The sequence below is a fragment of the Rhodopseudomonas infernalis genome (assembly GCF_022271405.1).
Classification (GTDB): Bacteria; Pseudomonadota; Alphaproteobacteria; order Rhizobiales; family Xanthobacteraceae; genus Rhodopseudomonas; species Rhodopseudomonas infernalis.
Genome location: NZ_JAJNAL010000028.1, coordinates 14068 through 28228, shown reverse-complemented (window position 1 = coordinate 28228; position 14161 = coordinate 14068). Strand labels below are relative to the sequence as shown.

8 protein-coding genes are annotated in these 14161 nt (G+C 63.7%); all 8 read right to left on the bottom strand.

Annotated elements, in window-relative coordinates; all coding sequences use genetic code 11:
• Positions 1-10: 10 nt before the first annotated feature.
• The 8 genes from LPW26_RS17800 to LPW26_RS17765 all read right to left on the bottom strand — a co-directional run bounded on the left by LPW26_RS17800 (position 11) and on the right by LPW26_RS17765 (position 14029).
• Entirely contained in the window at positions 11-2470 is a 2460-nt protein-coding gene (locus LPW26_RS17800; RefSeq protein ID WP_238736862.1) for an MtrB/PioB family decaheme-associated outer membrane protein, read from the bottom strand.
• A 92-nt stretch (positions 2471-2562) separates the two neighbouring features.
• Positions 2563-4161 (bottom strand): DmsE family decaheme c-type cytochrome, encoded by a 1599-nt coding sequence (locus tag LPW26_RS17795; RefSeq protein ID WP_238736861.1) that lies wholly within the window; start codon positions 4159-4161, stop codon positions 2563-2565.
• Between the two features lie 885 nt (positions 4162-5046).
• Entirely contained in the window at positions 5047-7413 is a 2367-nt protein-coding gene (locus LPW26_RS17790; protein WP_238736859.1) for an efflux RND transporter permease subunit, read from the bottom strand.
• Between the two features lie 304 nt (positions 7414-7717).
• A complete protein-coding gene (gene eutC / locus LPW26_RS17785; RefSeq protein ID WP_238736858.1) occupies positions 7718-8488 on the bottom strand; it encodes an ethanolamine ammonia-lyase subunit EutC in 771 nt (256 codons plus the stop codon).
• A 60-nt stretch (positions 8489-8548) separates the two neighbouring features.
• Positions 8549-10132 (bottom strand): hopanoid C-2 methylase, encoded by a 1584-nt coding sequence (gene hpnP, locus LPW26_RS17780; RefSeq protein ID WP_238736857.1) that lies wholly within the window; start codon positions 10130-10132, stop codon positions 8549-8551.
• Between the two features lie 241 nt (positions 10133-10373).
• Positions 10374-11756 (bottom strand): ethanolamine ammonia-lyase subunit EutB, encoded by a 1383-nt coding sequence (locus tag LPW26_RS17775; RefSeq protein WP_238736856.1) that lies wholly within the window; start codon positions 11754-11756, stop codon positions 10374-10376.
• A gap of 67 nt (positions 11757-11823) precedes the next feature.
• Complete coding sequence (locus LPW26_RS17770) at positions 11824-13515, bottom strand: methyl-accepting chemotaxis protein (protein ID WP_238736854.1); 1692 nt, start codon at positions 13513-13515, stop codon at positions 11824-11826.
• A 58-nt stretch (positions 13516-13573) separates the two neighbouring features.
• Entirely contained in the window at positions 13574-14029 is a 456-nt protein-coding gene (locus LPW26_RS17765) for a cache domain-containing protein (RefSeq protein WP_238736852.1), read from the bottom strand.
• Between the last annotated feature and the right edge of the window lie 132 nt (positions 14030-14161).

Sequence of the window (14161 nt, the reverse complement as noted above, 5' to 3'; positions counted from 1 at the left end):
ATGGCGAAGCTCACCATCGCGCATTCAGCGACAGCTGAACGAACTGCGCGTTGTAGTTAGGATTGGTCGCGCCCATGCTGATGGCGCGCGCGATCCCGGAGTCGACCAGATACAAGTACGGTGACGCCAGATCCTGCTGCCAATTGGAGACGCGATTGTTCTCCCAGATGTAGCGAAGCTTGATGAACATCTCGCCGCTCCAGCCAATCTGCGTCACTGCAGTCGGATCCACCGTGTACTTCAGCGAGCCGTCGAGGCGCTGGAAACGGGTCGTCACGGTGGGATAGCCACTGCAGGCCACGCCGCCGCAGAGCGGCACAGGCGCCGAGCCGTAAGGCGCAAAATTCCAATCCTCGTTCGAAACCGACACGGCGTAGCTCGTCTTCATGTCGAGCTTGCCGGGAATCAACGCGATATTCGCCGCGATGATGACCGTGTCGACCTTCTCGTAGGTCTGGCTCGTGTACATGTTGAGAGGAGGCGCGGTAATCGTGCCGAGGATCGTCGCGGTGGTCTGGTTGCCACCGACAAGGCTGCGATCGTAGATTTCGTGCAGATAGGACGCCGTGATCGACGAGCCGTCCTGGAACAGGTAGGTTGAATCGATACCGGCATTCCAGGTATTGCTCTTCCGCAGCCCGAAGAAATTGGGATCATCGGGATAGCTCTCGAACCGCAGACCACCGGTGGGCGACATCGTCAGTCCGCTGAGCGGGGTGTCGCTGAAGGGCGTCAAATCGAGGAAGACGTTGGCCTTGGTCTGGTTGCGGTTGGCGAGATCGAACTTCCGTAAATTGATGTTGGTGACACCTTGCCCGTTGGTGGTGTTGGTCGGATCGTACCAGACGTAACGCGCCAGCGACAACGCATCGTAGTTATCGTAGCGACGCTCCGAATATTGCACGCTCGATCGAAGCGTCGCCCAATCGTCGACCTTGAAGTCGCCAGTCAATCGTCCGAGATACTCGTTGGTGACGTTGGCCTCGCGGCGGGTGCGGTCCCAACGTTCCCAACCTGCGGTGGCGCCCAGCGTCGCCCACTTGGCCGGACGCCATTGCGCCTCTTCGCTGACGTTCTGCTTGGTGTACGAATAGGCCAGCGACCGGCGGCCGGAACCGCCGTCGCGATAAAGGCCGCCGGCCAATGTTTGTGACGAATCCTCGACGACGTAGCGCGGCAGCAGCAATTCGGGCGTCTGATTGTCATTATCGTAGTATCGGTAACGGAACGTCGTCCGGACATCCTGGCCGAGCTGCGACGTCAAATTGGTGTTGTACAGCAACGTGTTGACTTCGCCGTGAAGGCTGGAGGCCGGGAGGCTCGCGGTCGTGAAGGCCGGCATCCCGTTCGGCAGATAGACGTTGACGTTCGAGGTGAACGGTATGAACGGATCGTTCTGCCGCATCGTGGTGTACTGGACCGTGCTGTTCCAGCGCGACTTCCACGGAAGGTCGATGCCGCTCGTCACCGTGCTGTTGTAGGCCTCGTTGCTCGGCATCAGGCTGATACGCGCGTACTGCGGGAACGATGCGCGGTTGGCTGCCGTGGAGTTGTCGTAGAATGGATTTTCCAACGTGTAGGAGCTGTACTCGTTCTGATAAAGCGACGCGCCGCCAGCGAGATTGACATTGTAGCGTCCGCCCCAGGGCGTCGCGCCAAAATACTGGGTGCCGAGTTTGGCGATCTGCGTCGTATCGTTGATCGGCCGCGGTGCCTGCAGATGCTGGATCGAGGTCGCCGGCAGATTACCGATCGCAACGCCGGCGATCTGGGTGCCTTCCCGCTTTTCATTCGAATAGGCCACCCGGACGTCCCAGTTCGGATCGGGAGTCCAGCGATACGCGACCGCGCCTTTGTTGCGCTGAATGCCGACGTCGATCGTGTTGAACCTGCCCGCCAGCGCGGCATTCATCCGCGCGATGCCAACGGCATTGGCCGTCGCCGTCGAGCCGGGGATCCGCACCGAGGTGGTGAGATTGTTGGTACCGACGCCGTTCCAGATGCTCTGCGCACTGGTGTTGTACAAATGCGGGATCTGGTCCCACATCACGGTCAGGTAGTGCTCGCCCGCCTTTGTGGCATCGAAGATGAAGCGCTGGTTGTTGTTGCCGATATTGTCGGCCCGCAGCTCGCTCTCGTACGTGCCGTCCCTGGTCTGAAGATTGACCCTGAGATACTCCGCGTAGGGCCCGGGCGGAACGCGGCCATACTCCTCGAATTTGGAGATGTTGTTGCGATTGATATTGGCCGGACTGCCGGGCCTCACCCACGGAAAGGCCGAATGCGGCGGGCGGACCACGAAGGCCCGATAACCGACATCGAACTCGCCCGAATACACGACGCCGCCGTGCTCCTCGGCGAGCCCCGGCGCCGGCGCGGCCTCTTCCGCCCTGGCGCTCCAGGAGACCGCGGTCGCAGCCACGATCCAGGCGGGCGTCAGTAACCAGCTATGTCCGTGCCCGATCCTCATTGCATGCCCCCTCTGCAAAGACTTGCGCTTTGCCGATCGCTTCCCTCATGTCCTCGTCGACAGCGGTTGGGCCCGCCGTTCGGTGCTTGTCGTCAGCGATGCCAGCGTCCACCCGACGGCGAGTTCGAGCCGTGGATGTTGGTGTGGCAATTCTGGCAAGCATTGCCGACCTGGTAGCGCATGCTCGCTGCGCCGAGGCCGGGCTGATTGTGCGGATTGGTGTGGCACTGCTGACAGAGCCGCGGCCGCGCCACCACGAGCAGCGCTTCGTGGTTCGAGCCGTGCGGCTCGTGGCAATTGAGGCAGTTCTCCCGGACCGGTGGATGCTCGAACAGGAACGGCCCGCGCTTGTCGGCATGACAGGTGTAGCAAACGTCATTCACCGTCGCCTCGCGCAGCAGCTTCTCGGTCGCGCTGCCGTGCGGGTTGTGACAGTTGACGCAAGTGATCTTGTTTTCGCGGATCGGCATGTGCGAGGTGCGCTGCAATTGCGCCTTGCGGTCCTTGTGGCACTGGAAACAGGTATCCATCACCAGCGGCGTCTTGAGCTGGTTGCGCGGCGAGGTCTTGCGCATCACGGTGTGACAGCTGACGCAGGCAAGCCCGCGGCTCTCGTGCGGCGAGCCCTGCCAGTAGGTCTGGTCGCCCTTCTCGTGGCAGGTCAGACAGACCCCGTTGTATTCGGCGATATCGACGCCGCGGCTGTCGTTGAGCCGGAACGACCGGATGCCGCCCTTCTCGCGCCCGCCGCCGCCGTTGACATGCCCCGAGCCTGGGCCGTGGCAGGTCTCGCACTCCATCTTGCCCTGCGGCGTCATCTTGCCGGACTTGATGTTGCGGCCCATCACGGTCTGCTGAAATTCGTCGAACAGCCCGGCGTGACAGGTTTCGCACGGCTTCGAGCCGACGAAGTATCGGCCGTCCGGATCGCCCGGCGCGGGAGCGACCATCGGTGCACGCGATCCCGCGGCGGCCTTCGGCTGCTTCTGCGCGGCGATCAGGATCGGCTGCCAGTCTTCGCCTTTGCCGGCCAGGATCTGGACGAAATCGAAGCGCTGCGGCCGGTCGATGCTGTCGTCGAAATTCTCGATCGCCACCCAGTTGCTGAGGGTCGTGTCGTCGCGCGGATCCTGCATCTGCAGGGCGAAGTCGGGCGCGCGCGCCGGCATCGCCGCCAACGCCTTGCGGGTCTCGTGAAAGCGCAGAACGCGCTGCTCGGCGGTCGTTGCGATGCTGAACGTCGCGACCAGTTGCAGCGTGGTATCGAGCCGCTTGAGTTCGGCGGTCTCTGGCAACTTCAGCGATGGTTTGGCGTGCGCGTGGCCGGAGAAATGGGTCGCGAAGCGACGCGATGAGCCGGACGATCCATGCGGCATGATCCCCGCATGGGCCGAGGCCGCTGCCGTGGACAATCCGTGATCGGCCGGAACCGGCGAGTAGTTCAGGCCGGGCTGACCGGACTTCTTGAGGGTGTGGGCATAGTCAATCAGGGCGTCGACAGTCGGGTCAGCCAGCGAACCGGCTGCGGCGGCCGGATCGAGGGCCGAAGGGGCCTGTGCGGACGAGTCCAGTGGCAGGTCCAGCGCGGAGAGGTCCAGCGCAAGGGGACCGGAGCCGGCGCGCGCGGGCCCGGACAGATCCCCGGCATTGACCGGCAGCAATGCCGCGCAAGCGATCGCTGCCGAAGCCAACAGCAAAGATAGCCGAACGAACCAACGACGGTTCAGGGATTGCCCGAACGCTCCAGCCGACCGTCGATAGCCCCCCATCATTCCCCCCAAAACGCTGCGCAGCGCTGACAAATGCTCACAGCGGTGCATTCGCTCAGCCACAGGCGGAGCGCACAAAAAATTCAATTTTCGAAAACGGGCGGCGAACAAATCAGCCCAGGCCACCCACAGATCGCGATACTAATCGACCGCTTACTTGTTCTAAAATGGTCACACGGGGACGCAGATATTGTATTTGATTCAAATCAAATTAGTCGTCTGATGGAGCAGTGCAGCATTTTCGACGACGAGTAGTCAGATCGCTGAATTTCACGAACTAACACAATGGCCAGACGCACGATTAGGATCGCGCGCAACATCATCAAGCAAACAAGAAACAGCAAGAAATAGCTTTCGCGCAGACAATGACGCGGCAGACGACCTCAAACCAGCATCATCCGGGCGTCGACGCAAGACGGGACATTCGACGCAAACGAACTAACAGCGCGCCTTCCACCCGTGAGCAGTTATCAGCAAAGCTGGTTTCCAGCAGACGACTGCCACGACGCCCGCAAACGATCGGCCGCGGACCGACAACTGCGAGCGGATCGACAGCTGTCACTGGGTTGGTGTCTGCAATGCCGGCGGCCAGATCTCGATTGCGGCAGGCGAGACGATGCGGCGGCAGACGATCGGCTAGCGTCACCGACTGCCAAGTTCGTTTCCACGAAACGTGGAATATAAGCGAATTGCTCGCAGGAGGCATTCGCACAATTGCGGGGCGAATCGGAGCGCGGGTCGCTGGCGGCGACTCACTGCCGATTCGTCCCGCCCCGATCGTGGATCGAGACTCCGACGCGAGCCGGATTACACGACCGGGCCTGGCTTGCCACGGCCGCGCAGCCGCTCCGCCGTGCTGATCAGCCACATCGCGGTCGGGCGCAGGATGAAGAGGTCGGCGATCAGCGCCGCCACCATCGCAAACGCGCTGAGCCAGCCGAACAGCCGCAGCGACGGCAGATCCGAAAACACCGTGACGCCGAGGCCGCAGGCCAGCACCACAGTGGTGAGGATCAGCGCGGGGCCGACCAGCACGGTCGCGCGCTCCACCGCGAGTGCGGCGCTGGTGCCCGGCGGACTTTCCAGCCGCAGGCGGTTGAGGAAGTGGATCGTCGCGCTGAGGCCGAGGCCGAACGACACCGTCAGCGCCACCACGCTGGCGAATTGCAATCCCTCCCCCATCAGCCACAACAGCGTGCCCGACAGCACCACCGGGAAGATACCCGGCAGGATGCAGGCCAGCATCACCACCACGGAGCGGAAGGCGAGCCCGATAAACACGGCGACCAGCAGGAATTCGATGGTCAGGCCGTGGTTGAGCTTCGAGATCATGTCGGCGCTGTTGCGCGCGGCGATCGCCGACAGGCCGGTGACCGCGACCTCGTAGCCGGGATATTTCTGCCGCACGGTGTCGAGCGCATGGTCGAGCTTCTGCACCACCGGCAGGATCTGGGCGGAATCCAGATCCGGCACGCGTCCGGACACGACGACGGCGGTCTGGTCGGCCGAGATGAAGCGCCGCGTCAAATGCTCGGGGATGACGTCGACATATTCCTTGAGCGTCGCGACGTCACTGGTGTGAGCCTTCTCGGCGAGCCAGCGCCGCAGCGTCTCCAGCGACCAGACGTTGCCGACGCCGGCCTGCTTCTCGACCAGGCTGTGCACGTCGGCGATGACCTGCAATGTCTCCGGCGAATACAGCGTCTGGCCCTTCGGAAACTCGATGAGGACATCGATCGGATTGGCGCCCGCCAGCTTGGCGTCGAGCCGGCCGCTCGCCTGCACCGCCTGCTCCTTGTCGGGCACCTGATCGGCGAGTCGGTAGCGCGGTTCGAGATTGGCGTAGATCACGCCGAGGCCGCCGACCAGCAGCAGCGCCAGCAGGCTGAACAGGCCGGGATGACCGACCATCCGCACCGCGATGAAGGCGCAGAACCGGCGCAGCGCGTTGACGCCGAGGTCGGCCCCCTGAAATTTGGTCGCGAACGCCTGCTCATTACGGACCAGGAGTACGCCGAACACCGGCACCAGCGACAGCACCGCGATCAGCGCGATCACGGTGGCGACGAGGCCCGCCTCGCCGAACGCGCGGATCAGATCCGAATCCGAGAACTGCAGCGCGATGAACGAAATGCCGGCGGTGGCGTGGGTCAGCACGCAGGCCGGGCCGACGACCAGAACCGCGTTCTTGAACGCCGTGTATTTGTCCTCGCCGGCGATCAATCTGTCGCGGGCCGCAAAGGTGAGCTGCATTGAATCCGCGAAGCTGATCACCATGATCAGCGGCGTCATCACATTGAGGAACATGTTGAGGCTGAAGCCGGCCCAGCCGAGCACGCCAAGCGACAACAGGATCGCCAGCAGCGGCGGAAACGCCGCCGCGATCATGAAGGAGATTTTCCGGAAGAACAGGATGGCGATGATGCAGCCGGCCAGGATGCCGGCAATGTTGTAGATCAGACCGTCGCGCTCGACCGCGTTGCGGATTTCGAGCTGCATCACCGGCACGCCGGACAGTTGCCGCGACAGATTGCTGCCTTCGAGATCCTCCGCCATCACCTTGCGGATCTCGCCGATCGTGGTCGACAGCTTGTTGTTGCTGACGATCTCCGGCGACAGCGACAGCACGATCAGCGCCAGCGTGCCGTCCTCCGACAGCAGCTTGCCGCGGATGATCTCGTTGCTCTTCACCGTCTGGATGAACTTGTCGTAGGCCTCGCCCTCCGGCAGCTCGTTCGGAAACAGCGCGGCCGGAAGCTTGCCGGGCTCGGGCGCCTGCCGCGCCGAGAACAGCGAGATCAGGCCGCGGACGCCGTCGACCAGTTGAAGGTCCGTGACGAGGTCACGGACCTTCTCGAGATTGTCGCGCTGCAGCAGCGTCTTGCCTTCGACAACCACCAGCACGTCGTATTCAGTCGACGGGAAGCGTTTGGTGACCTCCTCGTACTGCTTGAACTCCTTGGTGTCGGAGCGGAACAGCTGGCTCAGCGAGTCGTCGATCTGGATGCGCTGAATCCCGAACAGCGCCCCGATCACCAGGGCGACCAGAATCAGGCAGGACAGGATCGGTGCGCGGACAGCGATCAGCCCCATCCGCTCCAGCCCGAAGGCGATGCTGAGCCTTCGGCGGTGCGCCTCGTCGACTTCGGGGTCCGTGACTTTCTTATTCAGCATGCGCTGTTCCGTTCTGGGGATCGTTCAAGTCCGCGATAATTCCGGCACGATTACGGCCTCGCCGCAGAGGAAGGCGCTCAACCGGGACCGGCTGGGTTGGAAGTCGAACCGGCGCTCAAGAGTGTTTTCGACGCAAGGTCCCGGGGCACCGCGACTTCCGCATTGCTCGGAAAAGCTGAACTCCGTGACGGCAGGCGATGGGATCATCGGATGGATGTACTGGCCCGCGCTCCCCAGCAGGGAGCACACAGGGCACAATCGATCAGATTCGCGCGCCGCGCGCGATCCTGCGCCATGCCGCGCGTCAGGGCGCCGAGAGCCTCGGTGCGACGCTACCATCCCCGCTTTCGTCCTTCAGGGCAACACCGGAGCTCCCCCGCGCCAGCGCCTCACGCACCAGCCACGCAATTTTGAACGCGGCCTCATCGGCGCTGATGCCTGCGGCATGAATGTTGGAGACGCAGTTGCGGTCGGCGTCGGTACGGCCGGGCCTGGGACCGAACGTCACATAGGCGCCGAGGCTGGCGGGAGCGGACATGCCGGGGCGTTCGCCGATCAGCACCAGCACGATCCGGGCGCCGAGCAGCGCACCGATCTCATCACCGAGCGCGACCCGGGCGCCGGTGGCGATCACCGCGGGCCCAACGCTGATCCCGGCCGCCGCCAGCCGCGGCAGCAGCCGCCGCACCACGTCTGCCGCCTGAGCCTGAACGGCCACCGGCGACAGACCATCGCCGACCACGACCGCCAGATCGGCGGTTGAAGTCTGCTGCTCCAGCACGGCGCGCGCAACCGGATCGAGCTGCCGGCCGAGGTCGGGCCGTGCCAGATAGTCGCGACGACCGACCGCCCGGCTCGCCACCCGCAGCGGTGACAGGCCGAGCGTATCAAGCTCCTCCGCAAGGCTGTCCACGTCGAACGCGGCGTGAACCGCATCCCGGGCGCGGGCATGGGCCAGCGTGAAATCGAGCAGCGCATCGGTGGTCAGACTGACGCCGGTGCGTCCCAGCGCCACGCGCGCGGGGGTCAGCGCGCGCAGATCGGTAAGCCCGCGTGGTGTCGGCAGCGACGTCATGGAAGACCCGGGAGCGGCTGGTGCTCACCGGGCACCCATGAGAACAAGCCCACCATCTCGCTACTCCGCTGGCACCGAGGCTTCGCGCAGCCGGATCGAGTAATTGGACGCATTGGCCTCCCCCTGCGAGGCTTCCCGCGCATAGATGATCAGATGATGCGCAACGACCATCACCAGCAGCAGGTTCTCGATGTCGCCCCGCACCAGCCGCTTCAGCGCGAACTTCCAGAACGCCAGCTTGTAGTCGCCGCGGATGCCGATCTGCCAGAAGATGTTCCGCAGCATGATCAGGCCGCGCTTGATGTTCGCCTTGGAGGCACGCTGCGGCGTGGCCGGATGCAGCCGCGTCGCATAAGCGTGTTTGATCTGATACTCGTAGCGCTCGAGCAGCGCCTCGGGCTCGTAGGCCCGCGCCATGCAGTCCTTCCACATCGCCACCACCTGATCGTGCGGCAGCAGGAAGTCGACATTCGACTCGCGATTGTCGTCGTGAACCAGCCGCCCCTCGCGCTCCAGACGATCCCATAGCGGCGTCTTCGGTAACGCCTGCAGCAGGTTGATGGTAAGCAGCGGGATCTTCGACTGCTCGATGAACTGCATCAGGAATTCGCCGGTTTCCGGCGTGTCGGTGTCGAGGCCGAGAATGATGCCCGACACCACTTCGATGCCGTAGCTCGAGATCGTCTCCACACCCTCCAGGATCGGGACCATCATATTGTGGTCCTTGTGCATCGCCTTCAGCGCCGTCGGGTCGGGCGTTTCGATGCCGCAGAAGATCGTGCAGAAATACGCCTCGCGCATCAGCGACAGGATCTCCGGCCGCTTGGCGATGTTGAGCGTCGCCTCACAGGCGAGTTGCAGCTGGAATCCGGTGCGCTTCTGCCATTCGACCAGGTGTGGCAACAGATCGAGCGCCGCCTTGCGATTGCCGATGAAATTGTCGTCGACAAAATACACCGAGCCGCGGATGCCGCATTCGACCATGCGGTCGAGCTCAGTGACGATCTGCTCCGGAGTCTTCAGTCGCGGGTTGCGGCCGTACAGGCCGGGAATATCGCAGAATTCGCACTGATACGGGCAGCCCGACGAATATTGCACGCTCCCGAGCAGATATTTGCTGCATTCCGCCAACTCGTAGGCCGGGATCGGAAACAATGTCATATCGAGACGGTCTTCGGTGGTGAAGACGATCTGACGCTTCGGGCGGCTGATGTCGTGCGACAGCCGGGCGATCAACTGATCGGTCGCGTCGCCGAGCTCGCCGATGTGCAGATAATCGAAGTTCGGATAGTGAGCCGGACAGGCGCTCACCGAGGGACCGCCGATCGCGACAGGGAGATCGAAATCGTGCGCGCGGCGGCAGATGTCGTTCATCTGCTGACGCTGGATGTGCATGCCGCTGACGAAAACCGCGTCCGCCCACTCGAAATCGTCGGCGGTCGCGGCACGAATGTTCTCGTCCACGAAACGCACCGACCAGTCTTCCGGCAGATAGGCCGCGATCACCAGCAGGCCTTGCGGCGGCATGAAGGCTGCAACGCCGTCCATCAACGGGTAAGCGTGCTGAAACGTGCCAAACGATTTCGTGTAACGCGGAAACACACACAGAATGCGACGGCTCATATCGCCGGATTCAGCTCTCATCAGACCCCCACAGGGAACAATTCTTCATGCCCGTCTTTGATCTGTTTGCCGGAGCCCCAGAGCGGTTCGAATGACGAGGCGAATTCGACCCGTCTGACTTAACCGTCCAATGCCAAGTCTGGTTCCGGATACTGCAAAACAATACCGACCGAACTCCGCTATCCCGATCTAATCACGACGCAATTGGCCCGGCCACTGATTTCTTAAGCGGCTTTCGGGATAGCACGGTCGCCGACGCGCATCAGGCAATCAGGCGGCTGGCGAAATCCGGCAGACGCCCATCGGCGGCGGCGAGGCGGAAGTCCGCTCTGGCGAGACCGACGCGCAGCAGCCAGTCGTCGAACTCCGGAGCGCGCTTCAGGCCGAGCAAGTCGCGGACGTAAAGCGCATCGTGAAACGAAGTCGACTGGTAATTCAGCATGACATCGTCGGCGCCCGGCACGCCCATGATAAAGCTGACGCCGGCGGTCGCCAGCAGCGTCAGCAACGTGTCCATGTCGTCCTGGTCGGCCTCGGCGTGGTTGGTGTAGCAGATGTCGACACCGAGCGGCAGGCCGAGCAGCTTGCCGCAAAAGTGATCCTCCAGCCCGGCGCGGATGATCTCCTTGCCGTCGTAGAGATATTCGGGGCCGATGAAGCCGACCACGCTATTGACCAGCAACGGCGAGAACGCACGGGCCACGGCGTAGGCCCGCGCCTCGCAGGTCTGCTGATCGACGCCGTAATGGGCGTTCGCCGACAGTGCCGATCCCTGCCCGGTCTCGAAATACATCACGTTGTCGCCGATCGTGCCGCGCTTCAGCGCCAGGCCGGCATCGTGGGCTTCCTTCAGCATCGCCAGGTCGATACCGAAGCTGCGGTTCGCCGCCTCGGTGCCGGCGATCGATTGGAACACCAGATCGACCGGCGCGCCCGCTTCCATCAGCTTCAGCGAGGTGGTGACGTGCGTCAGCACGCAGCCCTGGGTTGGGATTTCAAGACGCGTGATGACGTCGTCCAGCAACCGCACCAAACCAGCGAGCCCCGCCGGATCGTCACTCGCCGGATTGATGCCGATGCAGGCGTCGCCGGCGCCGAGCAGCAGGCCGTCGAGGATCGACGCGGTGATGCCGCGGGCGTCGTCGAACGGGTGGTTGGGCTGCAGCCGCACGCTCATCCGGCCCGGCCGCCCGATGGTGTTGCGGAAGCGGGTGACGACGCTGCACTTCTTCGCCACCAGAATGAGATCCTGATTGCGCATCAGCTTCGACACCGCCGCCGCCATCTCCGGCGTCACGCCGCGGGCGATCGAGGCGAGCGTGGCGGCCGTTGCAGCGTCCGACAGCAGCCAGTCGCGGAAGCCACCGACCGTCAGCGAGGCGATCGGCGCGAATGCGTCGGCATCATGGCTGTCGAGGATCAGCCGCGTCACGTCATCGTCCTCGTAAGGAACCACCGCTTCATTGAGGAACTGCCGCAGCGGCACGTTCGCGAGCGCCATCCGCGCGGCAACCATCTGCTCGGCGCTCTCGGCGGCGATACCGGCGAGCCGGTCGCCGGAACGCGGCGGCGTCGCCTTGGCCAGCAGGTCCCGCAGCGTGTCGAAGACATAAGTGACGTTGCTGATCGAGTGACGATAGCTCATGGCATCCCCGCGCACGGCCTGCCATCGCAGGCGTCGTCCACACGGCAGGCTAGCATCACGTGGCAGGCTAAGCGACCCGGACCGTTGTGAGAAATTTTTGCACTTCGGCGCGCAAACGGCCACTTTCATTGGACAGTAATTGCGCAGAGGTCAGCACGCGGGACGACGCTTCTCCGGTGTCGGCAGCGCCGCGATTGACGTCCGCAATGCTGTGCGCGACCTGGTTGGTGCCGACAGCGGCCTGATTGACGCTGTGCGAGATGCCTTGCGTCGCCACGCCCTGCTCGTCGACCGCCGCGGCGATGGTCGACGCGATGTGCGCAACCCGGCCGATGGTGCCTCCGATTTCCTTGATCGCCAGCACAGACTCGCGCGTCGCCGATTGAATCTCGTTGATCTGGGCGCTGATCTCTCCGGTCGCCTTCGACGTCTGCTCGGCCAGCACCTTCACTTCCTGCGCCACCACGGCAAAGCCGCGGCCGGCCTCGCCGGCGCGTGCGGCTTCGATCGTGGCGTTGAGCGCCAGCAGGTTGGTCTGCTCGGCGATGGTTGTAATGAGCTGGGTGACGTCGCCGATCCGGGTGGCGGCCTGCGCCAGCTTGCCGATCCGGCTGTCGGTCTGTTCCGCCTGGGTCACGGCTTCGGCGGCGATGCTGCGCGACTCCCGGACCTGACGCCCGACCTCGGCAACGGAGGCGTTCATCTGCTGAGCGGCCGACGCCACCGACTGAACATTGTGCGAGGTTTCGCCCGACGCGGCCGTGACGATGTCCGACAGTTTCTGCGTCGCGGTGCTGCCCTTGGCGAGCGCGTCAGCGGAGTGTTCGAGCTCACGGGCGGCCGCGCCAACAGCCTCGATGATCTGGCCCACCGCAGTTTCGAACCCGTCGGCGAGCTGATGCAACTCGGCGCGGCGCACAGCTGCGGCCTTGCGTTCCTGCTGTTCGCGCTCGGCGTGATCGCGCTCCGCCTTGGCAACCGCCTGCAGCTTGAACTCCTCGACGGCACGCGCCATCCGGCCGACCTCGTCGCCGCGCTCCAGGCCGGGCAATTGAACACCGAAATTGCCGGACGCCAACTCGTGCATCGCACCGGCCATCGCCACCACAGGCCGGGCGATGCCGCGGCCGATCAGGAACGAGGTCAGCACGCCGAGCAGCGAGACGCCGAGCAGGATCGCGCCGAGCATCCATTGCTGCCGATCCAGCCCGATGGCGGCCAAGGCGATCTCACGGTCGCGGCTCTCGTTGCTGGAGACGATGAGAGTATCGATCTGTGAATCGATCTCGGCGAAGCTCCTCTCCGCGCTCTTGATGAACAACATCGCCGAGCCGGCATCGCCGTCGGCCATCTCGATCGCGTTCTTCGCCTGCTTCTGATAGCCGGCTGCCGCCCCCTTCAGTTTCTGAAACGGCGACTGCGACGCGGCGGGGCCAAGAGCCTTTTCGATATTCGCCAAGGCCGCCGGAATCTGCGTCAGCGCGACGCTCGCCTCCTTCGACACTTTGGTGAGTTTGGTCTCGTCGGATTCGTTCGCGGCCGTGGCGGCGAGCCGATACAGCTTGGCATGGGCGGTCCACGCCGCACTGCTGAGTTCGCTCGCCTGTTCCGATAACCGCACCGGGCCAGAGATCAAAGCATCGACGCTCTGCTGATTGAACCGCAGCGCCTGCAGTGCATAGCCACCGATGCCAAGCAGCGCGACCACCAGCAGCGCCGGCGCGAGCTGAACCTTCCACGACAGACCGATGGCCTTCATCAGCGTCCCATATCCAACGCTCCGCCCCGCCGCCCAAGCAGCGATCGCGGACCATTTCCTAGAGCTTGTAGACGCCAGCGCAGACCGCGGTGTTGTCGAGACGCTCGCAATACATCTCCTTCGGCTCGACCTTCTTGCTCACCGGATTGACGAATTTGTAGTCCTGCCAGAACGACGGCTGCTTGGCGGCGAGTTCGACGCGCTCCTTGACGTAGAGCTTGCCGTCGACGTCCTGGGCGTCGATCATGTCCTTGCCGACGAACTTGGCGTTGGCGCCATGCGAGAGCACCTTTCCGTCGAGCTGATAGACCACGACGTATAGATCGTCCCTGACGAAAGGTCCGGCCCTGTCGCTGATCAGCGGGTAGGTCTTGTCGGCCCCATCCGCCTTGATCGCGGCAACCGCCTTCTTGACCATCGCGACCGCGTCGTCCTTGCTGGCTTGTGCGAAAGCGGGAACGGCCGTGCTAACGGCGATGACAGCGGCAACGGTGAATAGCAATGTCCTGTGCACCTGCGAATCTCCTGAGGATCGGCGAGCCGAATGGCGACGACCGATCCTCGCCACCAAAGGCGAACGAGACGTTAAGTGAGCACCTCGATTAGTTACGAGGTCCAACCGCGTGAATTCGGCCGAGCAAGGATC